At 62.8% G+C, this 25904-nt stretch carries 23 protein-coding genes and 1 tRNA gene; 14 read left to right on the top strand and 10 right to left on the bottom strand.

Features of this window, described 5'->3' with window-relative positions:
* The first annotated feature begins 16 nt into the window (after positions 1-16).
* From ACNAOT_RS06625 to ACNAOT_RS06640, 4 genes are all read left to right on the top strand, one after another.
* The gene (locus tag ACNAOT_RS06625; protein WP_420180487.1) at positions 17-1471 is read left to right on the top strand and encodes an NAD(P)/FAD-dependent oxidoreductase; all 1455 of its coding nucleotides are present in this window, start codon (positions 17-19) and stop codon (positions 1469-1471) included.
* A gap of 102 nt (positions 1472-1573) precedes the next feature.
* Positions 1574-2494 (top strand): N-acetyltransferase, encoded by a 921-nt coding sequence (locus tag ACNAOT_RS06630; protein ID WP_420180488.1) that lies wholly within the window; start codon positions 1574-1576, stop codon positions 2492-2494.
* A gap of 21 nt (positions 2495-2515) precedes the next feature.
* Positions 2516-2589, top strand: a tRNA-Leu gene (locus ACNAOT_RS06635).
* 223 nt (positions 2590-2812) lie between these two features.
* Positions 2813-4168 (top strand): ABC transporter substrate-binding protein, encoded by a 1356-nt coding sequence (locus ACNAOT_RS06640; protein WP_420180489.1) that lies wholly within the window; start codon positions 2813-2815, stop codon positions 4166-4168.
* 438 nt (positions 4169-4606) lie between these two features.
* Here the strand turns inward: ACNAOT_RS06640 and ACNAOT_RS06645 are convergent, their stop codons facing one another.
* Genes ACNAOT_RS06645 through ACNAOT_RS06660 form a run of 4 tightly spaced genes read right to left on the bottom strand, consistent with a single transcriptional unit; the run spans position 4607 to position 8741 of the window.
* Entirely contained in the window at positions 4607-5380 is a 774-nt protein-coding gene (locus tag ACNAOT_RS06645) for an ABC transporter ATP-binding protein (protein ID WP_420180490.1), read from the bottom strand.
* Positions 5377-6369, bottom strand: coding sequence for an ABC transporter ATP-binding protein (locus tag ACNAOT_RS06650; protein WP_420180491.1), 993 nt, complete (start codon positions 6367-6369; stop codon positions 5377-5379). Before ACNAOT_RS06650 ends, ACNAOT_RS06645 begins: the two co-directional genes overlap by 4 nt.
* The gene (locus tag ACNAOT_RS06655) at positions 6366-7334 is read right to left on the bottom strand and encodes a branched-chain amino acid ABC transporter permease (RefSeq protein WP_420180492.1); all 969 of its coding nucleotides are present in this window, start codon (positions 7332-7334) and stop codon (positions 6366-6368) included. Before ACNAOT_RS06655 ends, ACNAOT_RS06650 begins: the two co-directional genes overlap by 4 nt.
* Before the next feature lie 9 nt (positions 7335-7343).
* On the bottom strand, positions 7344-8741 hold the full coding sequence (locus ACNAOT_RS06660) for a branched-chain amino acid ABC transporter permease (protein ID WP_091466096.1): 1398 nt from the start codon (positions 8739-8741) through the stop codon (positions 7344-7346).
* 342 nt (positions 8742-9083) lie between these two features.
* Between ACNAOT_RS06660 and ACNAOT_RS06665 the strand changes: the two genes are divergently transcribed.
* Positions 9084-9995: a Bax inhibitor-1/YccA family membrane protein gene (locus tag ACNAOT_RS06665; RefSeq protein ID WP_420180493.1), complete on the top strand. Its 912-nt coding sequence runs from the start codon at positions 9084-9086 to the stop codon at positions 9993-9995.
* Positions 9996-10069: 74 nt separating this feature from the next.
* Here the strand turns inward: ACNAOT_RS06665 and ACNAOT_RS06670 are convergent, their stop codons facing one another.
* From ACNAOT_RS06670 to galT, 3 genes are all read right to left on the bottom strand, one after another.
* Entirely contained in the window at positions 10070-11308 is a 1239-nt protein-coding gene (locus ACNAOT_RS06670; protein WP_420180494.1) for an acetyl-CoA C-acetyltransferase, read from the bottom strand.
* 62 nt (positions 11309-11370) lie between these two features.
* Positions 11371-12531, bottom strand: coding sequence for a galactokinase (gene galK / locus ACNAOT_RS06675; RefSeq protein ID WP_420180495.1), 1161 nt, complete (start codon positions 12529-12531; stop codon positions 11371-11373).
* Positions 12528-13676 (bottom strand): galactose-1-phosphate uridylyltransferase, encoded by a 1149-nt coding sequence (galT, locus tag ACNAOT_RS06680; protein ID WP_420180497.1) that lies wholly within the window; start codon positions 13674-13676, stop codon positions 12528-12530. The genes galK and galT overlap by 4 nt, the downstream gene beginning before the upstream one ends.
* Before the next feature lie 80 nt (positions 13677-13756).
* On the opposite strand from galT, the gene ACNAOT_RS06685 reads away from it, so the two are divergent.
* From ACNAOT_RS06685 to ACNAOT_RS06705, 5 genes are all read left to right on the top strand, one after another.
* Complete coding sequence (locus ACNAOT_RS06685; RefSeq protein WP_420180498.1) at positions 13757-14725, top strand: aldose 1-epimerase family protein; 969 nt, start codon at positions 13757-13759, stop codon at positions 14723-14725.
* A gap of 94 nt (positions 14726-14819) precedes the next feature.
* Positions 14820-16100, top strand: coding sequence for an AI-2E family transporter (locus ACNAOT_RS06690; RefSeq protein ID WP_420180499.1), 1281 nt, complete (start codon positions 14820-14822; stop codon positions 16098-16100).
* Positions 16101-16103: 3 nt separating this feature from the next.
* Positions 16104-17342, top strand: coding sequence for a threonine ammonia-lyase (gene ilvA / locus ACNAOT_RS06695; RefSeq protein WP_091466109.1), 1239 nt, complete (start codon positions 16104-16106; stop codon positions 17340-17342).
* Between the two features lie 14 nt (positions 17343-17356).
* Complete coding sequence (locus ACNAOT_RS06700) at positions 17357-17971, top strand: rhomboid family intramembrane serine protease (protein ID WP_420180500.1); 615 nt, start codon at positions 17357-17359, stop codon at positions 17969-17971.
* A 304-nt stretch (positions 17972-18275) separates the two neighbouring features.
* Complete coding sequence (locus ACNAOT_RS06705; RefSeq protein WP_420179916.1) at positions 18276-19355, top strand: IS110 family transposase; 1080 nt, start codon at positions 18276-18278, stop codon at positions 19353-19355.
* A gap of 153 nt (positions 19356-19508) precedes the next feature.
* On the opposite strand, the gene greA is transcribed toward ACNAOT_RS06705, so the two are convergent.
* Positions 19509-20003 carry a transcription elongation factor GreA gene (gene greA / locus ACNAOT_RS06710; protein ID WP_026542824.1) on the bottom strand — a complete coding sequence of 165 codons (495 nt, stop codon included), beginning with the start codon at positions 20001-20003 and terminating at the stop codon, positions 19509-19511.
* 152 nt (positions 20004-20155) lie between these two features.
* A complete protein-coding gene (locus tag ACNAOT_RS06715) occupies positions 20156-20614 on the bottom strand; it encodes a DUF4307 domain-containing protein (RefSeq protein ID WP_091466113.1) in 459 nt (152 codons plus the stop codon).
* Positions 20615-20689: 75 nt separating this feature from the next.
* On the opposite strand from ACNAOT_RS06715, the gene mca reads away from it, so the two are divergent.
* From mca to ACNAOT_RS06730, 3 genes are all read left to right on the top strand, one after another.
* Positions 20690-21595, top strand: a complete 906-nt coding sequence (gene mca, locus ACNAOT_RS06720; protein ID WP_420180501.1) for a mycothiol conjugate amidase Mca — start codon at positions 20690-20692, stop codon at positions 21593-21595.
* Between the two features lie 106 nt (positions 21596-21701).
* Positions 21702-22013 carry a hypothetical protein gene (locus tag ACNAOT_RS06725; protein WP_420180502.1) on the top strand — a complete coding sequence of 104 codons (312 nt, stop codon included), beginning with the start codon at positions 21702-21704 and terminating at the stop codon, positions 22011-22013.
* The gene (locus tag ACNAOT_RS06730) at positions 21991-24165 is read left to right on the top strand and encodes a thioredoxin domain-containing protein (RefSeq protein WP_420180503.1); all 2175 of its coding nucleotides are present in this window, start codon (positions 21991-21993) and stop codon (positions 24163-24165) included. Before ACNAOT_RS06725 ends, ACNAOT_RS06730 begins: the two co-directional genes overlap by 23 nt.
* 21 nt (positions 24166-24186) lie before the next feature.
* Here the strand turns inward: ACNAOT_RS06730 and trhA are convergent, their stop codons facing one another.
* Positions 24187-24828, bottom strand: coding sequence for a PAQR family membrane homeostasis protein TrhA (gene trhA / locus ACNAOT_RS06735; RefSeq protein ID WP_420180504.1), 642 nt, complete (start codon positions 24826-24828; stop codon positions 24187-24189).
* Between the two features lie 108 nt (positions 24829-24936).
* Between trhA and ACNAOT_RS06740 the strand changes: the two genes are divergently transcribed.
* The gene (locus ACNAOT_RS06740; protein WP_017198688.1) at positions 24937-25743 is read left to right on the top strand and encodes an isoprenyl transferase; all 807 of its coding nucleotides are present in this window, start codon (positions 24937-24939) and stop codon (positions 25741-25743) included.
* Positions 25744-25904 lie beyond the last annotated feature (161 nt).

The following is a 25904-nucleotide window of genomic DNA, read 5'->3' on the forward strand; positions in this document are numbered from 1 at the left end:
ACTGTACTCTGGACTCATGGCAACCACCCCAGAGCTCATTGACCGTCCCCGGGTTCTCGTCGTCGGCGGCGGCTACGTCGGCCTGTACGTAGCACTCAAACTGCAGAAGAAGATCGCGAACGCAGGCGGAATCGTCACCGTCGTTGATCCACTGCCGTACATGACCTACCAGCCCTTCCTCCCGGAAGTAGCCGGTGGCAACATCGAGGCACGCCACGCCGTCGTCTCCCACCGTCAGCACCTCAAGCAGACTGAGCTCATCCAGGGCCGCGTCACCAGCATCGACCACGCCAACCGGACCGCGGTTATCGCCCCGTCCGACGGCGGCGAGAACTTCGAGATCCCGTACTTCGACGTCGTGATCGCAGCCGGCGCCATCACCCGCACGTTCCCCATCAAGGGACTCGCGGACAAGGGCATCGGCCTGAAGACCATCGAGGAAGCCGTTGCACTTCGCAACAAGGTGCTGGAGCGCATCGAATCAGCTTCCACCATGACTGACCCCGCAGAGCGTGCCAAGGCGCTGACCTTCGTTGTGGTGGGTGGCGGCTTTGCCGGCATCGAATGCCTCACCGAAATGGAAGACCTCGCCCGCGCTGCTGTGCGCAACAACCCCCGCATCCGCCAGGAAGAAGTCCGCTTCATCCTGGTTGAAGCCATGGGCCGCATCATGCCCGAGGTCACCGCCTCGCAGGCCGAGTGGGTTGTGGAGCACCTCCGCAGCCGCGGCATCGAAGTACTCCTGAACACTTCCCTTGACAGTGCCGAGGGCAACCTCAAGCTGATCAACCTCCCGGACAAGACCCCCGCCGGTGAAGTTGAAGCAGACACCCTGGTATGGGCTGCCGGCGTGCAGGCCAACCCGATGATCCGCTCCACCGACTTCCCGCTGGAACCGCGAGGCCGCGTTCGCGTCCTGCCTGACCTGCGCATCGCAGGCGACGAAGGCATCGTGGAGAACGCCTGGGCAGCCGGCGACATCGCCGCTGTTCCGGACCTCACGGGCAAGGGCCTGCCGGACGGCACCTGCGTCCCCAACGCCCAGCACGCCCTGCGCCAGGCCAAGAAGCTCGCTAAGAACCTCTGGGCCTCCCGCTGGGACAAGCCGCTGCACGACTACAAGCACAAGAACCTCGGTGCTGTAGCCGGTTTCGGCGAGTGGAAGGGTGTTGCAAACATCAACCTGCTCGGCCGCATCGGCCTCAAGGGCGGCCTCGCCTGGCTGGCCCACCGTGGTTACCACGGCATGGCGATGCCTACGGTGGAACGCAAGTTCCGCGTGATCCTCGGCTGGATCCTGGCCTTCTTCGCCGGCCGCGACACCACGCCGCTGATGGACCTGGACAACCCGCGCGGTGCCTTCGTGGCCGCAGCGACGCCGGCTCCCAAGCCTGCTGCAGCTCCGGCACCGGTGGAAACCAAGCCGGTTGCCGAGGAAGTCAAGACTCCGGTAACTGCTGACGCCAAGTAGTACACGCTCGACGGCGGCCGTCCCCTTGCGGGGGATGGTCGCCGTCGGCGTTTAACGGCGTCGCCTGGGCGGGCGCGCCAAAGCTGCCCCTAGACTGTTGCCATGTCCGGCGAAACTGATCTGAAGACGCTCCTGGAGTCGCTTCATCCCGTAGCCCGCGATGGCGACTACGTTTACGCTCTTTGGCCGCACGGCCGGCCTTTGGAAGGTGGCATCGAAGCGGCAGTTCGCGAGGCCGAAGGCCTAACGGTGGTCCTTCACCGCGACGAAGCCGATTCTTTGGGACTTAGCTACGATTTCGTGGCCACATGGATCACGCTCCAGGTCCATTCGGCCCTCGAAGCCGTGGGGCTCACTGCTGCTGTCAGTGCTGCGCTGACGCACGCAGGGATCAGTTGCAACGTCCTGGCCGGTTTCCATCACGATCACCTGCTGGTGCCGTCGGAGGACGCCAGCCGGGCCATGGACGTGCTGCGGCTTCTTGCCCGCGGCGTGGTCCTGCGTTCGGAGCGGCCCGAGGACCGGGCCGAGATTCTGGAACTGACTGCACGGGCGTTTTCTGTCTCCCCGGTGACGGGTGAACCCGTTGACGGCACGCCGATTGAAGTGGGGCTCTTGCGCGAGCTTTTTGAGTGCAGCGAGTACGTCCCGGAACTCAGCATCGTGGCGGAAATGGGCGGTGAAATCGTGGGTCACGCCATCAGCACGCGGGCCTGGGTCGGAGAGCTCGAACTGCTGGGTTTGGGTCCCATAGGCGTGCTTCCGCCCTTCCAGCGGCGCGGGGTTGGTTCGGCGTTGATGCGCGAGACGGCGGCTCGTGCCACGGCACTCGGGGAACCCGGAATCGCCTTGCTCGGCAGCCCGCTCTACTATCCGCGTTTCGGCTATGTGCCAGCCACCTCCATGGGCGTTGAACCGCCTGAGGCGATGTGGGGCGAGCACTTCCAGCTTCTACCCCTACCGGAATGGCCCGACGGCGTCCGGGGCACCTTTCGCTACGCCGCGCCATTCAACCGGCTCTAGCTGGGATACCATGGTCCGGGCGCCCCAGTAGCCCAATTGGCAGAGGCAGCGGACTTAAAATCCGCGTGTTGTGGGTTCGAGTCCCACCTGGGGCACAGACGCAAGGTGAGAGCTCTTTCTCGCTTCGTGTGCACGGTTCTCCTCTTCAGTGACTTTTCCCAGCAAGCTCGTAGATTCCCCACAGGCAACGAGTGTTATAGGGATGTGACCTGAATCACTTATGTTCCCGGGGCAATTGCACTAGTTTGAGTCTTAATCAGGAACACCTGAGTAATCGCATCAAAGGCAGTTCGCACCTTTCGATCGAGGAGACAACGAATGTTTGATCTTTCCCCAGCGGCGCCCCGAGCCGCCAAGCTAACCGCGCTTGGCATTGGGGTCGCTCTCTTGGCCACAGCTTGTGGTGGGTCTTCGACACCTACCCAGACTGGGTCTCAATCCGCCGCCGCGGCAGGTATCGCCTGCCCGGCACCGAGCGGCGGGGCGGGAGCTGGCAACAGCCAGGCTGCCACCAACACGGGACCTGTACCTCCCTCGACCACCACCACGGCTACGCCGCTTAAGCTTGGATCGCTCCTGCCGACAACGGGGTCGCTGGCGTTCCTCGGCCCGCCTGAAATTGCCGGTGTCAACCTCGGCGTCAAGGAAGTCAACGACGCCGGTGGCGTTTTGGGTGCCCCGGTGGAAGTAACCCACCGCGACTCCGGTGACACCAAGACCGACATCGCCACGCAGTCCACCACAGCATTGCTGGGCCAGGGTGTGAGCGCAGTAATCGGTGCGGCCTCGTCCGGCGTTTCCAAGACGGTCATTAACCAGATCACCGGCGCTGGCGTCATCCACTTCTCCCCGGCGAACACCTCACCTGACTTCACCACCTGGGACGACAAGGGCCTCTACTGGCGCACGGCACCGTCCGACGTCCTGCAGGGCAAGGTCCTCGGTAACTACATGGCTACCTGTGGCGCCCAGACTGTTGGCATGATCGTTCTCAACGACGCCTACGGAACCGGCCTGCAGAAGAACGTCAAGGAAGCCTTCGAGGCAGCCGGCGGCAAGGTTGTTGCAGAAGAACTCTTCAACGAAGGTGATTCGCAGTTCAGCAGCCAAGTGGACAAGGTCCTCGCAGCCAAGCCGGATGCGATCGCATTGATCACCTTCGACCAGGCCAAGAGCATCGTGCCCCTCATGACCGGCAAGGGCGTCAAGCCCACGCAGCTGTTCATGGTTGACGGCAACACCTCGGACTACAGCAAGGACTTCCAGGCAGGCACCATGAAGGGCGCACAGGGAACCATCCCCGGTACGTTCGCCAAGGACGCCTTCAAGCAGAAGCTCCTCGCGATCGATCCCGCCCTGAAGGATTACAGCTACGCAGGAGAGTCCTACGACGCCGTGAACCTGATTGCGCTGGCATCTGAGGCAGCCAAGAGCACCAAGGGCACGGACATCGCGGCCAAGCTCAAGGAAGTCTCTGAAGGCGGCGAGAAGTGCACAGACTTCCCGTCATGCGTCACCCTGCTCCGCGAGGGCAAGGACATCGACTACGACGGCCAGTCCGGTCCGGTAACGTTCTCCGATGCCGGCGACCCCACCGAGGCATACATCGGTATCTACGAATACCAGGACGACAACACCTACAAGCCGGTCCGCGAAGAGTTCGGCAAGCTCTAAGCTGAACGCCAACTAGACCGCAGTTAGCAACGGGTCCCCTTCCTCACAAGGAAGGGGACCCGTTGGGCGTTAACGCTTGCTGGCCCTGTGAGCGGTGTTGTGGGGCCCGCTCTGCGTGCTTAGGGATGTGTCTGGGGCGCAGAGCGGGCCTCGCAACGAGCGGGGCGTGCGGCATCCACCCACTTTGAATCTGCAGCCCGTCCGACGCGCCGCATTCCTCGGCGTGTCACTATGTGTCGCCGTTCAAAGAAGGTGATAGCCGCACCGACTATGTGGATGGTGGGCTCGTGTTGTGGGGCCTGGTGTGCGTGCTTAGGGGTGTTTTTGGGGCGCAGAGCGGGCCTCGCAACGAGCGGGAGGTCCGGAGCCGTCGCAAGCAAAAGGAGGGCCCGGGATATTCCGGAGCCCTCCTTTGCCCGTCCTTTGGGTGTGGGGCGATTAAACCTCGTCGGCCAAGGTACCCAGGTAGAGCTGGATGACCTTGGGGTCCTTCATGAGCTCGCGGCCTGTACCGGTGTACGCATCCTTGCCCTGGTCCAGGACATAGCCGCGGTCGCAGATCTGCAGGCAACGGCGGGCGTTCTGTTCCACCATGATCACCGAGACTCCGGCGCGGTTGATCTCATGGACACGGAGGAAGGTCTCGTCCTGTTTGACGGGGGAGAGGCCTGCCGACGGCTCGTCGAGCAGCAGCACAGCCGGGTCCATCATGAGTGCCCTGCCCATGGCCACCATCTGGCGTTCGCCGCCGGACAGGGACCCCGCGCGCTGGGCACGCCGCTTTCCCAACTCCGGGAAGAGGCTGGTGACAAAATCGAAGCGTTCGGAGAAGTCCTTGGGCCGCTGGAACATGCCCATTTGGAGATTCTCTTCAATGGTCAGTGTGGCGAAGACATTGTTCGTCTGCGGGACGAAGCCCACACCCTGGGTGACCAGCTTGTTGGCCTTCAACCCCGTGAGGTCCTGGCCACGAACCACCACTGTGCCGGAGTGGACCTTCACCAGGCCGAACATGGCCTTCAGGAGCGTGGATTTGCCGGCGCCGTTGGGGCCGATAATGCCTATCAACTCACCCTTGCGGGCCTCTATGCTGCAGCCATTGAGGATGTTGACGCCAGGAATGTAGCCAGCCACGAGGTTAGTAACCTTGACCACGGAATCACTGGCCGGCGTTGCAGCCGAGGCGGGCATTGCGCTGGTGCTGCTGCTCATTTCCCGTCCTCCTTCTTGGTTTCTTCGATCTCGGACAGGATGCCGGCGTCTTCAGTTCCCACTACGGACTCTTCGTCAGCTTCGAGTTCTGCCTCGAGCACCTTGATGCCTTCAGCATCGCCAAGGTCCACATCGTGGTGGGCACCAAGGTAGGCGTCGATGACGGCGGGGTTCTTCATGACTTCGCCCGGAGGTCCTTCGGCAACTACCTTGCCTTCGGCCATGACCACAACCCAGTCAGCAATGTGGCGGACCATGTTCATGTCGTGCTCCACGAAGAGCACAGTCATGCCCTCCGCCTTGAGGTTCTTGATGTGGTCCAGCAGAGACTGTGTCAATGCCGGGTTCACACCGGCCATGGGCTCATCCAGCATCACCAGCTTGGGCTTCACCATCAGGGAGCGTGCCATCTCCAGGAGCTTGCGCTGACCACCGGAGAGGGACGCTGCGTAGTCGTCCTTCTTGGTATCCAGCTTGAACTTCTCCAACAGCAAGTCGGCTTGGGCCGTGATTTCCTTTTCGCGACCTCCCCACATGCCTTTGAACAGGGCCCTGGACAGCCGTTCGCCGGGCTGGTCTGCAGCACCAAGGCGCATGTTTTCCATGACGGTCAGCTTGCCCATCACTTTGGTCAGCTGGAACGTGCGGACCATGCCCATACGGGCAACCTTGTACGACGAGACGCCGGCCAGGCTGTTGCCTTCAAACTGCCACTTGCCCGTGTTGGGGGTGTCAAAGCCCGTGAGCAGGTTGAACAAGGTGGTCTTGCCAGCTCCGTTGGGCCCGATCAAGGCGGTGATCTTGTGTCGGGGGATCTCCAGGTATTCCACGTCCACTGCGTTAATGCCGCCAAAGGAACGTGTGACATCCTCTGCCACCACAATGGGATCGCGCTTCTTGCAGCCGGGGGTATTCTCCCCGACGGCGATGGGCCGCGAATCGGTCATGTAGTCGATATTTTCGGTGTTGCGTTCGTTGGTCTCACTCATGCGAAAGCAAGCTCCTTCTTATTGCCGAAGACGCCTTGCGGGCGGAAGATCATCAGGAGCATCAGTGCAACGCCTACCAGGATGTAGCGCAGCTGGCCTGCCTGGACGGTGGTCAGCCAGGTGACTGCCCCTGATTCGATGAGGCCGTAGAGCAGGCTCTGGGTCAGTGAGAGTACCACCCAGAAGATCATGGCTCCGATGACGGGCCCCAGGACCGTGGCCATGCCGCCGAGCAGGAGGCAGGTCCACAGGAAGAACGTGAGCTCTGTGCCGTAGTTGGACGGCTGGACGGCGCCGCGGGGGAGGGTGAAGATCATGCCCGCCAAGGCGCCGAGCACGCCACCAATGACCAGCGCCTGCATCTTGTAGGCGTAAACGTTCTTGCCGAGCGAGCGGACAGCGTTCTCGTCTTCGCGGATGCCCTTCAGGACGCGGCCCCAGGGGCTGCGCATCAGGAGCCACACCAAGAGGCAGCAAACGATGACCAGGCCCCATCCGACGACGCGGATAAAGAAGTCGCGGTTGTTCATGCCCATGTAGGACCCTTCAGGGAAGGGGTTCATGGCATAGAAGGTGTTTTCGAACGCTGCCAGGCCGTTGGCGGAGCCTGTGACGCTGGTGAGCTGGTTGGTAGTGACCACGTACCGCACAATTTCGGCGGCGGCGATGGTGACGATAGCCAGGTAGTCGGCACGAAGCCGCAGCGTAGGAATACCCAGGATGAACGCGAAGATCACCGAGCAAAGAATAGAGATGATCAGTGCAAGGAAGAACGGGGCGTCGAAACTCAAGGTAGAGATTGCGAAACCGTAGGCACCCACAGCCATGAAGCCGGCCTGGCCGAAGTTCAGCAGGCCTGAGTAGCCGAAGTGCACCGCGAGGCCCAAAGCGGCAAGTGCGTAGGCCGCCGTCGTCGGGCTGAACAGTTCGCCAAGGGCGCTGGAGAAAATAAATCCGAAGTCCATGGCCCGCTCCTAACCCACACGCTCACGCCGGCCGAGGATACCCTGCGGTCGGAACAGAAGAACAACAATCATGATGAACAGGGCACCGACGTACTTGAGGTCGGCGGGGAGGCCGAACACTGTGGTCAGTTCCACGAAGATGCCGACGACGATTGAGCCGATCAGGGCGCCGAAGACGGTTCCCAAACCACCCAGCGTCACGCCGGCGAAGATGAGCAACAGGATTTGCGAGCCCATGTCGAAGGTGACGCCAGGGCGGTAGTACGCCCACAGGATGCCACCGAGGGAGGCGAGGACGCCGCCGACGATCCACACAATGCGGATAACGGAGTCGACGTCGATGCCGGAGGCGGCTGCCAGCGCGGGATTGTCGGCTACTGCACGGGTTGCCTTGCCGAGACGGGTCTTCAGCAGGACGATGCCGATCAGGGCGATGACCACCGCACTGATGATCAGGGACCACAGGTTGTTCGGGGAGATCGAAACAGGGCCGATCTGGATCTCGGCACTCTGGGCGCCGGGCAGCTGCTGCGTTGCACCGCCGAAGAAGAACTGGATGACGTAGCGGATGGCCAACGCGAGACCGATGCTGACGATCATCATGGGGACCAAGCCTGAGCCACGTTTCCTCAACGGCCGCCAGAGCCCTGCGTCCTGGACGTAGCCGAAGAGACCGCCGCCCACCAGGGCAAGCAGGATGGCCAGCCAGAAGGGGAACCCAAAGGCGTTGAACATAAACACCAGTACTGCGCCCAGCGTCACCATCTCACCGTGGGCGAAGTTGGTCAGGCCGGTGGTTCCGAAGATCAGGGAGAGGCCGACCGAGGCGAGTGCAAGGAGGAGGCCGAAGCTCAGGCCCGCGACGAGGCGGTTGAGGAGGTTTTGGCCGAAGTCCTGTTGCTGGACCACGATGCCCTCGCCGAAGGCAAAGATCACCGACAAGTTGGACGTCTGGCTGAACGTGACATCGCGGGGATTGTCCTGGCCCTCGGCCAGTGCGATGCCCTCCGGCAAGGTGGAGGTGTCCAGCTCAATGGTGTAGGTGCCTTGGACGGGAACGCCGATGGTCCAGGCTCCGTTGGCTCCGGAGGTGGCTTCACCCTCAAACCCGTTGCCCGTGGCTTTGATCTTGACGCCGGGTATGGGAGCCCGGGCATCATCGCGGAGGAACCCGCTGATGTTGTTCTGGAAAGTCGTCGGGGACGGCGAAGGCGAGGGGGTGGTTGCCTGTGCCGAAGGGGCGGCGATCAACAGAGCGGTGATGAGGGCTGCGAACAGCGCCCCCACAACTCTCTGCAGTCCTTTGGACCGTCTCATGGACGGGTCGCGCAGTGTGCTTCTCAAAATGGAAACCTCCACAGTGGGGGTGGTCCCGGCTGCGCCTTTGCAGCCGGTGCGAACGGTCATGGGGCTTGTGAACAGTTCTTGCCTAGCTGCCTCGTTTGTGATCTAAGTCACCCATGTGTGGCCTATGTTACCGTCCGGTGGAGATAATAAATGCCCAGTTCGGGGGTGCGAAGATCGCGATCGGATAACAACTGTGAAGCTATAGGCAACTAGTGATGTAGCAATCCTTAAGTAAACCTTTGTTGTTTAAGGGTGCTACTAAACGTTCCCAGGGCGACAGTCTTCCAATTTCTTGTCACGGTTGAGTTTCGTCTGCGTGACCAAGGGAACTTTCCCTGCCACGCGCGCGTAGTACTTGGTACCGTGAACTATCACTAGCCCTTTTTCAGGAGGACACCCGCAATGGCACTTGGCGGAAACCCAGTCTTCAACGGAAAGAATTTCCGTGGAGCAAAGCAGGCCCCGCCTGTACCGCAGAACCCGTACGGCCAGCAGTTCAACCAGGCACCCGGCCGTGCACCGAGCCAGGTCATGGACGGCCATGCAGCATGGTCTGCCCAGCAGCAGAACATGACCAATGAACAGCTGCAGCAGATGTACAACCAGCCCGCTGCAGGCCCTGCCGACACTGGCCGCATGACCTATGACGACGTCATCATGAAGACTGTCGCCTGCCTCGTGGTTCTCATCCTCGGCGCCGGCGTCACACTCTTCGTGGCGCCCGCTCTCTCCACCATGCTCATGATCGTTGGTGCACTGGGTGGATTCGTCCTGGCGTTGGTGAACACGTTCAAGAAGCAGCCTTCACCGGCACTGATCCTTGCCTACGCCGGCCTTGAGGGCCTGTTCCTCGGTGGCCTTACCCGCATCCTGGACGGCATGTACCCCGGCGTCGGCCTCCAGGCCGTCATCGGTACGCTGGCAGTCTTCGGCGTCACCCTGGTGCTCTTCAAGAGCGGCAAGGTCCGCGCCACCCCCAAGATGGTGCGCTTCTTCATGATCGCCACCATCGGTTACGCGGTCTTCGCTCTGATCAACATGGTGATGATGTGGACCGGCGCTGTGCAGGAGCCCTTCGGCCTCCGCACAAGCTTCGAGATCTTCGGCATCCCGCTGGGTGTCTTCATCGGCATCCTGGCCATCGGCCTGGCAGCGTTCTCGCTGATCATGGACTTCACCAGCATCGAAGAAGGCGTCCGCGCAGGCGCCCCGGAGCGTTACTCCTGGGTTGCCGCGTTCGGCCTGACGGTCACGCTGGTTTGGCTCTACGTCGAAATCATCCGCCTTTTGGCGATCCTGCGAGGCGACGACTAGTTACAACAGCTCCAACGCGAAATGCCCCCGAGTTTCGGGGGCATTTTTGCGTCCCGGCATGTTTGCGTTTCTGACTAGGTCAGTCGTTCGAAAACAACCGCCATCCCTTGACCGCCACCGACGCACAAGGTGGCAAGCCCCAAAGTTCCGTCTCGTTCCTTGAGGCCGTTGAGGAGCGTGCTTGTCATCCGGGCGCCGGTCATGCCGAAGGGATGGCCCAGGGCAATGGCACCACCATGGACGTTGAGCTTTGCGGGGTCAATACCCAACTCACGGGCGCTCGCCACCACCTGCACAGCGAAAGCTTCGTTGAGCTCCACCAGATCAATGTCATCCATGGTCAGGCCAGCTAACCCGAGGGCCCGTCGCGTGGATTCCACGGGCCCCATGCCCATGAGCTCGGGAGAGAGGGCGCTGACGGCGGTTGAAACCACCCGCGCGAGCGGCTGCAGGCCCAGTTCGCGCGCAAGTGAGTCACTCATGACCACTACCGCCGCGGCGCCGTCGTTGAGCGGGCATGCGTTGCCGGCTGTGACGGTCCCTTCTGAACGGAAGACCGGTTGCAGGGCGGATACAGCTTCGAGGGTCACACCCGCGCGGGGGGAGTCGTCCCGCTCCACGACGGTGCCGTCCTTGCGTGTGTAGGGCGTGATGTCCCGGGCGTAAAACCCTGCGTCGATCGCGGCTTCGGCACGATTCTGGCTGAGGACGGCCCACTCGTCCTGCTCGGCCCGGCTGATGCCATAGCTGGTGGCAACGTTCTCGGCCGTCTGGCCCATGGAGATGTAGATGTCGGGCAGGCGGCCGCCAAGCCGGGGGTCGGTCCAAGGGATGTTGGACGCCGCGCGGGAGGCCGTACGTTGGGCTGCCGCGTCGAACAGCGGGTTGTGGTTGGAGGAGTCCGTTTCGCCGGCACCCGCCCAGTTCTGGTACCTGGACACACTCTCCACTCCCGCGGAGACAATCGCGTGGGCTTCCCCGGATCTGATGGCGTGGAAGGCCATCCTCAAGGTTTGCAGGCTCGAGGCGCAGAAACGGTTGATAGTGGCCGCTGGCACGCGGTCCAGCCCGGCAAGGACGGCCACCACTCGTGCCATGTTGGATCCGGCCTCGCCACTGGGTTCAGCGCAGCCCAGCAGGATGTCGTCCAATCCTTGGCCGTCCTCCGCTGCGGGATCGAAGCCCGGAACCTTCGCGAGGGCGGCCTGCACCATGGCGGTTGCCAGGTCGTCTGGACGTTCGTCCTTGAGGGAGCCTTTGAAAGCCCGGCCAATAGGGCTTCTTACAGTAGCTACGATGACAGCCTCAGTCATGGCCCCAGCTTACGCCCGGCATCAGGTGGGACGCCGGGCGCTTGCAGGAGAAACCGGTCGCCTCAGGCCAGGCGAAGAGCTCCAGCTGCCGGGGTAACGGTGAAGATGTCAGGGGCAGTGAAGCCCGCCTTCGCGAAGGAACGCACGACGGCGTCGCGTACCTGTTGCTCCTGGCCAACCGGGGTCAGTGCGATGGCGGAACCGCCAAAACCACCGCCCGTCATGCGGGCGCCGATAGCGCCGTTGGCCCGGGAAGTATCCACGGCAAGGTCCAGTTCCGGGCAGGAGATCTCAAAATCGTCGCGCATCGAAACGTGGCTGGCATCCAGCAATGCTCCGATGGCGGCAGGGCCCTCGGTGCCCAGGACTTCCACCGTCTGGAGGACCCGATCGTTTTCCGTGACCACATGGCGGACCCGCCGAAGGGTAGTTTCGTCAAGCAGGCCTGATGCTTCCTCCAAACGCTCCACGCCGACATCGCGCAGTGCCTTGACGCCAAGAATCTCGGCACCTAACTCGCAGGACGCACGGCGGGAGGCGTATCCGCCGTCGGCATGCGAGTGCGACACCTTTGTGTCGATAACCAACAGGACCAGGCCGGAAGCTTCTGCGTCGAACGGGACCAACTCCACATGCTGGTCACGGCAGTCCAGGAACACAGCGTGTCCCTTGGCGCCGCGCAGGGATGCTGACTGGTCCATGATTCCGGTGGGTGCGCCAACGAACACATTCTCGGCGCGCTGGGTTGCGAGGACCAGGTCCTCGGCAGCGAAACCGGCGCCCGTCAATTCGTTAAGGGCAGAGATGACGGCGCACTCAATCGCGTGTGATGAAGAGAGGCCGGCTCCGGAAGGAACATCGGAATCAAGGAGGAGGTCAAAGCCGGGCACCTCGATGCCGCGTTCCTTGAGCGCCCAGGCGACGCCGAGCGGGTAGCGGGACCATCCCTCACCGGATCCGGGTTCCGAGTCCGCGAGGTCGGCTTCCACCACGCCGTGCCCGCCAAAGGTGGACAGCATACGCACCCTTGAATCGTCGCGGACCCGCAGTGCCACCTTTGCCGTTTTATCGATGGCGAAGGGGAGCACAAAGCCCTCGTTGTAGTCCGTGTGCTCGCCGATCAGGTTGACGCGTCCCGGTGCCTGCCACACGCCGTCGGCAGCTGCGCCGAACGTTTCCTGGAAGCGGGCTGCGAGGACGCCGGTCTCGGTGGTGGTGGTCATGCTCGTGTGCCTTCCAGGGTCTTGTTCGAAGGTGATGCGGCGACGCTGCGTAGCCGCTCCGCCACCGCCTCGGGGGTGGTGTCGTTGATGAAGGCTCCCATGGCGGCCTCGGAGCCGGCCAGATACTTGAGCTTATCGGCAGCGCGGCGAGGTGAGGTCAGCTGCAGGTGCAACTGGCCCGCAGGGCGAAGAGCCGGGTCCAGCGGGGCCTGGTGCCAGGCCGAGATGTACGGCATAGGGGTGGGGTAGAGGGCGTCGAGCCGCTTCAGCAGGTCCAAGTAGACCTGCGAAAGCTCATCGCGTTCTTCCCCCGTGAGTGCCGCAAGATCGGGGACGCTGCGGTGCGGAACGAGGTGGACTTCCAGGGGCCAGCGGGCCGCGAAAGGTACGTAGGCACTGAAATGCTTGGCTTCCAGGACCATACGGCTGCCGTCCTCGCGTTCAGCGTTGAGGAGTGAGGCCCCGAGCGTTTCCTTCGCGTCGACGTCGTCGTAGTACTTCCGTGCCACCGCACCGAGCTGGGCGGCGCGGGGAGTTACGTAGGGGTAGGCGTAGATCTGGCCGTGAGGGTGGTGCAGGGTGACTCCGATGTCCGCGCCGCGGTTCTCGAAAGGAAAGACCTGCTTGATGCCGGGCAGGGCGCTCAACGCTTCGGTCCGCTGGGCCCACGCTTCAATGACCGTGCGGGCACGCGTTTCGCCCAGTTCGGCGAAGGAGCCGGTGTGCTGTGGCGTGAAGGCAACCACCTCACAACGGCCATATGCCGCTCCCTTGACGTTGTGGCCGGAGTGCCCCGGGGCAGGAATCGGGGGGATGTCGCCCAAGGCCGGGCCGAGGGACGGGAAGCGGTTCTCGAATACCACGACGTCGTAATCCGATGCCGGAATTTCGGAGGGGTTCGCAGCTGTGGTGGGGCAGATGGGGCACTGATCAGCAGGGGGAAGGTGCGTACGCGTCTGGCGGTGGGCAGCCACGGCCACCCAGTCACCCGACAAGGCGTCATAGCGGACCTCACCCGGCTCACCGCGGGTTGGAAGCTCGCGGTGGTCCACCAACGAGTCCGGTGTTCGTTCCGGAGTCCCGGGGTCGTCGAAGTAGATCAGCTCTCGGCTGTCTGCGAGGCGGGTGCTGGTGATGCGGCTCATACATCAATCATTCCACAAGCAACCAAAAACGCATAGTTTCTAACAAAAGCAAACATTTCTCGGTGGGGAACCGTCCTCTAATGCAGTACGGTATTGCCATGTCTGCCTCCCCGTCGCCTGCCGATAACCCCCACCAGTCCGAGTCCCGCCGCTATGCTACAGGGCGTCAGTTCGAGCTCCGGAGGGACGACGCGCTCGCCGTCATCACGGAGCTCGCCGCGGGTTTGCGGCTTTACTCCCGGGGTGGAGTGCAGCTGACTGAAAGCTATGGAGACGGCGAAATTTCGCCCGGAGCCACCGGCATCACCCTGGCGCCGTGGGCCAACCGGGTAGAAGACGGGGTCTGGTACCTGGAAGGAAAAAAGCAACAACTCGATATCACTGAAGCGTCACGCAACAACGCCAGCCACGGCCTGTTGCGCAACACCGGGTACACCCTGGTGGACGAAACCGAGTTTTCCGTGACGCTGGAAGCCACGGTCTTCCCGCAACACGGCTACCCGTTCCTGGTGCGGCATCGGGTGCGTTACGAGCTCGATCAGAGCTTGGATCTCCGGGTCTCGCAGACGCTGATCAACGATTCCCAAGCCACGGCTCCCTTTGTCCTGGGCGCGCACCCCTACCTGCGTGTGGGTGATGTCGCTCCGGAGGACCTGGTTCTGACGGTCCATGCAGGCACCCGGCTGGTGGCGGACGAGCGACTCATCCCACGTAGCACCGCTCCTGTGGACGGCGCGTATGACTTCTCCGGGGGTGCCGCTGTGGGCAGCTTGTTGGTGGATGTTGCACTGACGGATCTGGCGTTCGACGGCGGGACGGCGCGCCACACGCTCACCGCACCGGATGGCCGCAGCGTAAGCCTTGAGCAGGACGAGAGCTGCCAATACGCCCACGTTTTCGTCACGGACACGTTCCCTGGCCGCTCCAAAGCCGTGGCTATCGAACCGATGACCGGCCCGGCCAACGCGTTCAACAGCGGCGACGGCCTTCGCTGGTTGGCCCCTGGCGAGGCGTTCACCATGCGCTGGGGAATCACAGCATCCCTGTAGGCCCTCGCTCCGGGAAATACCTCGGAATGTCTCGGATTGTCTCGGAAGTGAGAGCCGGTTTCCCATACGGCCCGGGCTACGGAATTATGGATTCATGACGCCAACACCGGACGCCAAAACACGTTCTGACCGCCAAATTGCCGAAGACATCCCCTACGGGGTGCGCATTGCTGCAGCCTGGTCCTGGCGGGCAGGCTTGATCCTTCTCATGATCGGTGCCCTCGTCTGGCTGCTGGGCAAGGTCAGCTTCCTCATTATCCCGGTGATGGTTGCCGCGCTGCTGGCCGGTTTGCTGCATCCGGTTGTGGCATGGCTGCGCAGTCGGAAGCTTCCCACCGGGGGAGCAGTCGCCATTACCGTGCTTGGTTTCATTGGCGTGATCGGTGGTGCCTTGGCACTGGTGGGCAGGCAACTTGTTACTGGCTTCGGTGCGCTATGGCAGGAAGCACTGGCGGGCATCCAGCAGATCCAAACTTGGCTGGCCGATGGCCCGCTGCACCTGACCGCGGACCAGATTGACCAGTACATTTCCGACGGCGCCGATGCACTCCAGAACAACAGCAGCAGCATCCTCAGTGGTGCACTATCCTTTGGCAGCACCGCCGGACACTTTGCGGCAGGTCTTGTTCTGGCTCTGTTCATCCTCATCTTCTTCCTGCTGGAGGGGCCCAGGATCTGGGCCTTCATGGTTCGTCTCCTGCCCAAGAGCGCGCGGAGGGCCACCGATGGCGCCGGGCGTCGAGGCTGGACGTCCATGGTCAGCTATGTGCGGATTCAAATGTTCGTCGCGTTCGTGGATGCTGTGGGCATTGGCGTTGGCGCTGCCATCATTCAGGTTCCGCTGGCTCTTCCCTTGGCTGTCCTGGTATTCATCGGCTCGTTCATCCCGGTGGTCGGTGCCTTGGTTACGGGGGCAATCGCTGTGTTGCTCGCCCTCGTTGCCAACGGGCCCATCAACGCGTTGATCATGCTGGCGATCGTTCTGGTGGTGCAGCAGTTGGAAAGCCACATCCTGCAGCCGCTGGTCATGGGCAAGGCGGTGGCACTACACCCGGTGGCTGTGATCCTCTCGGTTGCCGCCGGTTCCTACCTGGCAGGCATCCCCGGGGCGCTGTTCGCGGTCCCGCTGCTCGCCGTAGTAAACACGGCAGTTCGCTACATTGCCGGCCGGACGTGGGAACATGATGAAGGATTGGGCGGTGTGGAGCTCCAGCCGGCAGCCGCTTCGGCGGGGCCAGGAGGCGACGCCAACTTCAAGGAGGTCCACCTTCCAAGGCCCGAATCCCGCCTCGGCAAAGGCGTCGCCGGCAAGACCAAGGCTTCGGGGAGCACCTCTGTTGAGGGGCCCCAAGCCGACACCAACAAAGGAGAATAGTCAGTGAATACCCTCGAAACCCTGCCCGTCACGCTGGACGATGTCCTCAAGGCGCAGGAGCTGCTCGAGGGCATTATTACCAAGACTCCGGTGGAGTCGTCCCGTGCGCTGGGCAGCCTCGTGGGCGGCAACGTCTTTTTCAAGTGTGAGAACCTGCAGCGTGCGGGTTCCTTCAAGGTCCGCGGCGCCTACGTGCGGATGGCCCGGCTGACGGATGAGGAAAAGAAGCGCGGTGTGGTGGCGGCCTCGGCCGGCAACCACGCCCAAGGTGTGGCGGTGGCTGCCAAGAGCCTTGGCATCAATGCCCGCATCTACATGCCCCTCGGCGTGGCCCTTCCCAAGTTGGCTGCCACCCGAAGCCACGGTGCCGAAGTCATACTGCACGGCCACAACGTGGATGAAGCGCTGGCGGAAGCGCAGCGTTACGCCAACGAAACAGGCGCGGTTTTCGTTCATCCCTTCGACAACGTGGACGTTGTTGCAGGACAGGGCACCATCGGGCTTGAAATCCTGGACCAGATCCCCAACGTGGACACCATTCTCATGGGAGTTGGCGGCGGCGGGCTGTTGGCCGGTGTGGCTGTCGCGATCAAGGCCAGGGCCAAGGAGCTCGGCCGTGAGATCAGGGTCATTGGCGTGCAGGCAGAAAACGCCGCCGCCTACCCGCCATCTTTGGCTGCCGATGCATTGGTGCCGCTGAAGAAGGTCACCACCATGGCTGACGGCATCGCGGTGGGACGTCCCGGGCAGCTTCCCTTCAGCATCATCCGCGAGCTTGTTGACGACGTCGTGACCGTGAGCGAGGACTCCCTCGCGCGGGCACTGATCTTCCTGCTCGAGCGCGCCAAGATGGTTGTTGAGCCTGCCGGGGCAGTCGGAGTAGCCGCGCTCATGGACGGCAAGATCGAAAACCCGGGGAACACCGCCGTCGTGCTTTCCGGCGGCAACATCGATCCCATGCTGATGCTCAAAGTCATCCAGCGCGGTCTTTCCGCCGCTGGCCGCTTCATGACGGTTCGGATGATGCTGGACGACCGCCCGGGTTCACTGGCCACCATCGCCCGCATCATCGCTGAAAACGATGCCAACGTCACCGGCCTGGACCACACCCGCTTGGGTGGTTCCATCAGCATGGGCGACGTCTCCATCACTATCAACCTGGAAACCAAGGGCCACGAGCACGGCGAGCAGGTTCTCGGCGCGCTCAGGGCCGAGGGCTTCCAGCCAATCGTGGTGCACTGACAGGAGGGGCGCCAATGGTGCTTGGAATGCCTGAGGGCTCAAAGGAAGCGGCTAGAGAGTCGCTCGCTGGTCGGGCGAAGGGCGGGCTGCTCTTCATGGGCGGATTCGTTATTCTGCTCTACATCATCGAGATCCTCAACACCTTGATGCGCCACGGGCTCAATCCAACCTTTGGCTTGCGACCCCGTTCCATGGACGGTTTGCTGGACATCCTGACGTTTCCGTTGCTGCACGCGAACCTGAACCATCTGCTGTCCAACACGCTGCCGTTGATCATCTTCGGTTTCCTGGTGTTCCTGTCCGGAATCCGGGTGTTCATCACAGCGTTGGCCTTCAGCTGGCTCGGATCGGGACTTGCGGTGTGGCTGATTGGCGGGGGAGGGGTGACAGTCGGAGCTTCCGGCCTGGTGTTCGGCTTCTTTGCCTTCCTGTTGGTGCGGGGATTCTTCAACCGCAGCTGGTGGCAGATCCTGCTCTCGGTGGTCCTGTTCATGGCATACGGCAGCATCCTCTTCGGCGTTCTACCCACGGTGCTGGGCTACATCTCCTGGCAGGCGCACCTGGGTGGGGCCGTAGGGGGCGTCGTAGCGGCCATCCTGCTCCGTCCCAAGGCCAATCTCACCCCCTAACCCAACTGTGAGTCTTGACAGTGGCTGGTCTGGGACTGGCTGGCAGGATGGGTGCAGGCCGTTCCGCCCCCGTGGATGTGACTCGTGACCCAAGTGACCCGCATGGTGTCTTTACTTAGACCTGTCAGTCCATGGGGGTGGTCCGGCCGGCACCTGTCCGGCCCACCTCGGTAGCTTGATCAGAAGATTGTCCACCCCCTTTCGGGGGCGTGACCCGTCACAGTGCTGTTCCTTGGTGACCTCTACCCGGACTGGTACCGGCCGGCGACGGCCATGACCACGTCCGTGAAGAGGAAAGGTACCAATGACCGCCATGTCTATCGTCGCGCATACCCATCCATTTGTCGTCGGTGTCGACACGCACGCCCGTAACCACGTCTACGCGATCCTCGCCGCAAATACCGGCGCCTTGCTCGAATCCCGGGATTTCCCCGCTACCGGGGCCGGGATCAACCGGGCGATCGACTGGGTCGCCCGCCGCACCGGTGGTAGTGCCGATACTCTCTGGGTGATCGAAGGTGCCGCGTCCTACGGGGCGATCCTTGCCGGCACCGTGGCCACCCATGGCTTCCCTGTAGCCGAAGCACCCCGCATGGATGCCAGGAAGCGCCGTGGGGTGGGCAAGACCGACGCCCTGGACGCCCACCAGATCGCCGCTTCCACCCTGCCACTGCCGGTAGACAAGCTTCGCCGCCCCCGCCTGCATGACGGGGTCCGCCAAGGCGTGAGGATCCTGGTGACAGCGCGGGGATCCATGAGCAAGGACCGCACCCGGTCGATCAATGCACTCAACGCCCTGGTGCGGAGCAACGACCTGGGCATCGACGCCCGCAAGAAGCTCACCGGCGCCCAGATCACCGAGGTCTCAAAGTGGCGGTCCCGCGAGGAAGAACTCTCGCTGTCCATCGCCCGCGCCGAGGCCGTGCGGCTGGCAAAACACGTCCTGGCGCTCGATGAGCAGCTCACCGTAAACGAGAACCAACTCGATGAGCTGGTCAAGGCCAGCGAGGCCGCACCCTTGCTGGAGGAGACAGGGTTCGCAGCGATCAGCGCCGCGAAATGCCTCACCGCGTGGTCGCACGAAGGAAGAGTCCGGAACGAGGCGGCATTCGCCTCACTCGCCGGGGTAAACCCCATCCCTGCGTCCTCCGGAAACACCGTCAGGCACCGACTGAACCGGGGCGGAGACAGATCCCTGAACAGCGCACTGCACATGGCCGCAGTAACCCGGATGACCCATGATTCAGAAACACGCCAATACGTGGAGAAACGACGGGCCGAGGGACGTACAGACAAAGAAATCCGCCGCTGCATCAAACGCTACATGGCCCGCCGCATCTACCGGACGCTTAGTGCCTCACCCGAACTGACAACCGCGGCTTGACAGACATAGAAGAGTCTAGGTCGCATCTGTGCGCGTTATGAGCGGTCAAACGCGCTTAACTGCGACCCAGTTGGGTACGCACACGAAAAACGCCGGCCCGCCCCGCGAAGGGGTGGGCCGGCGTCGTGTATTTCAGGCCGTTTTAGCCGCTGCTTAAGCGACGTAGGGCTTGGCGGAAACGATCTCCACCGGGATTTCCTTGCCGTTGGGGGCGACGTAGCTCAGGCTGTCGCCTTCCTTGTGGCCGATGATTGCGGCACCCAAGGGGGACTTTTCGCTGAAGACGTCAAGGTCGGAGTCGCCGGCGATTTCGCGGGAACCCAGCAGGAACGTCTCTTCGTCGCCGGCGATGCGGGCAACAACCAGCATGCCGGGCTCGACGATTCCGTCGTCGGCGGGGGCTTCGCCCACCTGGGCATCGCGCAGGAGGGCGGTGAGCTGGCGGATGCGGGCCTCGATCTTGCCCTGCTCCTCCTTGGCGGCGTGGTAACCGCCGTTTTCCTTGAGGTCGCCTTCCTGGCGTGCAGCTTCGATCTTCTGGACGATTTCCGCCCGGCCAGCGCCGGAAAGGTGGTCCAGCTCAGCCTGCAAGCGGTCGAAAGCTTCCTGGGTAAGCCAAGCCGCAGTGGCGCTATTGGTGGTAGACACGGATTTCTCCTCTAGATCTGACAATGCAAAAGACCCCGCCGAGTTGGCCACTCGTGAATCTCAGTAACCAACTTAACGGGGTGAAGGTTTCATCCATTGTAGTAAATCCTCTGGACGAACCCAAACCGGTTGAGTCGTGGGTCACATGATGGCTATTTCCCGCTGTCCACGATCCAGCAGTTGTCCACGATTCCGGAGACTGCCGGCGACTCGGTCCTCAGGACAGTCCGCTGCATGGTGGTGCTGCCGCCGTCGGGATCGTCCTGGGGGTCGTTGGGCCCGATCTCCACCACTTTCCAGCCGACCACTGCGAACTTCGAATCCAGGGCTTTGATGGCGCATTTGGCGGTAGCTCCGGGGTATTTGGTGACCTGGTAGTCCACCTCAGCCTGGGTGTCGTCCACGGTGCTGTAACCGATGTCCTTGAAGGTGACCGGGGCCTGGGCTGAGCCGGTTGCTACATAGGCGGCGAACCCGATTCCGAGGACCAAGGCGGCGATGACAATGTTCCGCTTGGTTTTGCGGGTCATGGCGCGCTTTTGACCGCCGTAACGATTGGCTAGGCTGGTGCTTGCCGGTACTTGGGTGGCCGATAGGTCCTCTGAAGTCACCCATCCAGTTTAGTGCCGATCCCGGCGCCCCATCACCGCCCACAAAAGCATGATCCATGAAAGAGGAGCCGTCACGTGACAGCGTCCAGCAGTTCCGAGCAGCAGCTGCGTCTGCTCGCCGTCCACGCCCATCCGGATGATGAGTCCAGCAAGGGCGCAGCAACCATGGCGATGTACGCCGCGGCGGGAGTGGACGTCATGGTTGCCACCTGCACGGACGGTTCGCGCGGTGACATCCAGAACCCCGCCTTGGAGGACGCCCCCCATCCCAAACGTGACATGGCTGGCGCACGGCGCCTTGAGATGGCCAACGCGGCAGCGGTCCTGGGTATCCAGCAGCGCTGGCTCGGTTTTGTGGATTCGGGCCTTCCCGAAGGCGATCCGCTTCCGCCCTTGCCCCCGGGGTGCTTCGCCTTGCAGCCGTTGGAGCGCGCCACGGCGCCCTTGGTCCGGCTGGTCCGGAATTTCAAGCCCCACGTCATTCTTAGCTACGACGAAAACGGTGGCTATCCGCACCCGGACCACATCATGGCCCACAAGGTTGCGGTGGAAGCTTTTGAAGCCGCAGGCGATCCCGAGCGCTATCCCGGCATGGGCGAGCCATGGGCGCCCAGCAAGCTCTACTACGACCGCGCCTTCAGCCCTGAACGATTCCGTGCGCTGCACTTCGCCTTGGAAGAAGCGGGGCTGCAGTCCCCGTATGCCGAGCGGCTTGCGGCATGGCTGGAAGCCGATGCGGAAGGTCACACTGCGCCGGTGGCGGGGCACCAGACCACCACGCAAGTTGATTGTGGTGACTTCTTCGAGGTCAGGGATGACGCCCTGCGGGCACACCGGACCCAGATCGATCCCCTCGGCTTCTTCTTCGCGGTATCGCCGGACCTGCAAAGGACCGCTTGGCCGTGGGAGGACTACACCCTGATCAAGTCCAGGGTCCCTTCCGAGCTGCCGGAGAAGGACCTCTTCGCAGGGATAAGATAGGAATGCCGGTAGTTTCTATCGCTCGTAGAAATTACCGTGTGGCCGGCCGGTTTCCCGGCTACGCGCTGCCAATCGGCACGCACCAGCTCCCATAGAAGGTTTGAAAGTGCATCACTTGATTCTTGCCCTGACCGTCACTCCGTCGCCCGATCCCACGGGCACACTGCGGCCTGGCCTGTCCGAGGATCAGGTGACGCCCGGTACGTGGGGCTTCGTCCTCACGGCCTTCATCGTGATCCTCACGACTTTCCTGATCGTGGACATGGTTCGCAGGATCCGCCGCGTTCGCTACCGCGCCCAGGTGGAGGAAGCACGCTTGGCGGCAGAGGCGGGGAACACGGACGGCGGAAGCGAAAGCGCTGCCGAAGCAGGTAGCTCCACTGACGAGAATGGCGATGGCGGCCCCCGGACCCGCTGAGTCGGGTCAACCCGCCGAAACCGGCGGACCCAACTGGCCCGGGGCAAGTAACGCCCTGGGTTCGGAGCCTTCTGCTTACCTGCGGCAGCACGCGAACAATCCCGTGTTCTGGCGCCCGTTCGGTGATGAGGCTTTTGCCTTTGCTGCCGAGCGTGATGTTCCCGTCTTCCTCTCCATCGGCTACGCGGCATGCCACTGGTGCCACGTCATGGCCCACGAATCCTTCGAAGACCAGCAAACTGCCGATTACCTAAACGCCCATTTTGTCCCCGTGAAGGTTGACCGGGAAGAGCGGCCCGACGTCGACTCCGTGTACATGGCGGCCACCCAGGCCATCAGCGGCGAGGGTGGGTGGCCGATGTCCGTCTTCCTCACCCCGGACGGGCGCGCCTTCCATGCTGGAACGTACTTCCCACCTGTTCCCTTGCCCGGCCGGCCGTCGTTCCTCAATGTCCTGGAGGCGGTCCATGAGGCGTGGATGGAGCGACGCGATGCCGTGGAGCAGAATGCCATGGGACTGGCAGCGAACATGGCCGATGCACCTTTTGCCGGTGTGGTCAGGCTCGACGGCCCGCCTGAAATGCTGGATGCACGCCTCCTTCCGGAGGCCGTAGCGCTGCTGGCCCGTTCTGAAGACCCCGACGCCGGTGGGTTCGGCACCGCTCCCAAGTTCCCGCCGTCGGCGGTTCTTGAGTTCCTCATCCGGCACGCAGCCGCACCGTCGGATACTGCTTTTGCTGCCCGCGACATGGCAGCCCGGGGTCTTGCCGGCATGGCCCGCTCAGCCTTGCGCGACCAGCTCGACGGCGGATTCGCCCGCTACTCGGTGACGGCGGACTGGTCCGTGCCGCACTTCGAAAAAATGCTGTACGACAATGCGCAGCTGCTGCGCGTCTACGCACACTGGGTCCGGCTTGGCGGCAATGAGGTCTTCCCGGCGGACGAAGCAGCATCCGTGGCCTCGAGGTGTGCCGAGTGGCTGTTGGGTTCCCTCAAGCTGTCCAGCGGCGCGTTGGCCTCATCCCTGGACGCTGACACCGTGGTTGGAGGCGTGCATCATGAGGGCGCAACATATTTGTGGACTCCCGAATCGCTCGTGGACGCCCTTGGCCCGGGTGACGCCGAGGCCGTGGCGACCATGATGAACGTCGGTGCGGAGGGGACTGTCTCTGAGCTGGGTTCGCCGCTACATCCTGGCCGGGCGGTGAAGGACGCAGAGAGCAGGCTCTGGGAGCGGGTCCGGCCGGTGCTGTTGGCCTCCCGTAATCTTCGGAACCAGCCGGCCAGGGACGACAAAGTGGTGGCCGGGTGGAATGGCCTCGCCATGGCCGCCCTCGCCGAAGCAGGCGCCATCCTGGACCGCCCTGAATTGGTTGCCGCGGCCGAAGCCGTGGCGGAGTACCTTGCGGACGTTCACTGGAACAGCTCGTCACAGGTACTGGTCCGGGTTTCACATGACTCGCGGGCGCGGGGCATTGGCGGTCTGCTTGAGGACTACGCCTTCTGCGCCGATGGCCTCCTGGCGCTTTATAGCGTCACGGGAGCCACGCGCTGGTACCGCTTCGCGGAGGAGCTCATTCTTGCCGCATGTTCACGTTTTGTGGAGAACGGGCAATTGGCCGACTCCGCGGGGGAGTCCGCACAGGTTTTCAACGCCCAGGGCCAGCAAACTGCGCTGGACCCGTTCGACAATGCCACGCCCAGCGGTGCCGCCGGTTTCGCGGGCGCCTTGTTGTCTTTCGCCGCTTACTCCGGTTCCCACGAGCATCGCCTGATGGCCGGCAATATCCTCGGCCTCTTACCACCCCTCGCCACGCGGGCGCCACGTGTTGCGGGTTGGCTGCTGGCCACCGCGCAAGCTGCACTAGCCGGCCCGGTAGAGGCCGCCGTCGCAGGTTCGGACTCGCCGCTGCTACGCGAGTTGCACACTGCGCTGCTGAAGTCTCCCAGCCCCGGCCTGGTTATCGCCGTGAAAATGGACGACGGCGCGTTCCCGGCCGGGGAGGTGGAAGTTCCTCTGCTGCTCAACAGGTCAGGCGCGCCAGACGGATCGGCGCAGGTTTACTTGTGCCGCGACATGGTGTGCGAGAGGCCGCTGAGCGATGTGGCAGCGGTTCAGTCCCGGCTGGCGGCGATGGCGGCAGGCGGCTGACACGGCCTTTCCAGCTCAGGCCTAGCTGAGCACTGCCATCATGATGGCAGCAAAATGCGCCGCGAACGCCAGCACTGTGAAGGCGTGGAAGAGTTCGTGGAAGCCGAAGTGCTGGACGCTGAAGTTCGGTTTTTTTATGGCGTAGAACACCGCGCCGGCGATGTACAACGCTCCACCGACGCAGATGAGTATTGCTGCCGGGGCATTGGCGGTGAAGAACTGGGGCAGGTAGAACAACGCTCCGCAGCCTAGTGCTATGTAAACCGGCACGTACAACCAGCGTGGAGCGTGTGTCCACAGAATTCGGAAGAGCACCCCGACTATTGCTCCGGACCAAACTAGCCACAGCAACGTCACGGCCTGTGATCGCTCCAGCAAGGACCACGCCAGGGGGGTGTAACTGCCGGCGATCACCAGCATGATGTTGGTGTGATCCAGTCGTTTGAGCAGCATTCGGACCTTGGGCGACCAGTTTCCGCGGTGGTAAACGGCGCTGACACCAAACAGCAGGAAGCCCGTCAAGGCATAGATGGCGGAGGTGATCTTGCGATCGGGGGTGGGTGCGACGGTCACCAGGATGATCCCTGCCGCGAGTGCAAAGGGGGCGGCGACGGCGTGGATCCACCCACGCCATAGGGGCTTGGTTTCGAGGAGCTCAGCCATGGGTCAAGAATAACTTACGTTTCGGTAAGTTACCCACTGGTAACAAGTCCTGAAGACGAATTTGACCGTCTTCTGCACCGGCCCGGCAGCTCGGGACGGTAGCCTTGGATGTGCGCCGTCGTCGTACAAGCAAGGAAGTCAGGTGAGAGTCCGGTGGAGCTGCCCGGTTTCCTCTATGGCTTCTACGAGCGCAAACTGCTGCGGTCGCTCAAGCAGGACAGAATCCCGCGGCATATCGGCGTGATGGTGGATGGAAACCGGCGCTGGGCGCGCCAGTTCAACGCACCCACCAGCCAAGGGCACCAAGCGGGCGCGGACAAGATCCACGAATTCCTCGGCTGGTGCCAGGAACTCGGCGTCAAAGTCGTAACCCTCTACATGCTCTCCACGGACAACATGAGCCGCTCCGGCGAGGAACTGGACCTGCTCATGGGCATCATCGCGAACACCATGGACAGGCTGGATGAAGACGAGGATGTCTCCGTCCACGCAATGGGCGCACCGGAACTCCTCCCGGACTACCTGGCCGAACGCCTTAACAAACTGACCGCCCGCACCCCGGTCCACGAAAAGATCCACGTGAACGTGGCCGTCGGCTACGGCGGACGCCGCGAAATCGTCGACGCCGTCCGGGAACTTCTTCACGATGCCGACGCAAAAGGACGCAAAATGTCCGACGTCGCAGATGAACTTTCGGTGGACGACATCTCCCGGTTCCTCTACACCCGCGGCCAACCCGACCCGGACCTCGTCATTCGCACTTCCGGTGAGCAGCGGCTCTCAGGGTTCCTCATGTGGCAAAGCGCCTACAGCGAGTTCTACTTCTGCGAAGCCCTCTGGCCTGCCTTCCGCAAGGTCGATTTCCTACGTGCACTCAGGGATTATGCCGGGCGCCAGCGGCGATTCGGGACCTAACCTTGCTGCGGTTCATCAGGAATTAATCAGCTGGCAATGCGACTTGCCGACGCAGGTTGCGGAATTTTCTGTGAGTGGGATTACGTTAATCCCATCAGCAGGCAAAACCGCCCGCTGATCGGGGAGGCCAGTATATGGAGCGGACTATCGCACCAGTTACA

It is taken from the genome of Paenarthrobacter sp. TA1.8 (assembly GCF_048595705.1).
GTDB classification, from domain to species: domain Bacteria; phylum Actinomycetota; class Actinomycetes; order Actinomycetales; family Micrococcaceae; genus Arthrobacter; species Arthrobacter nitroguajacolicus.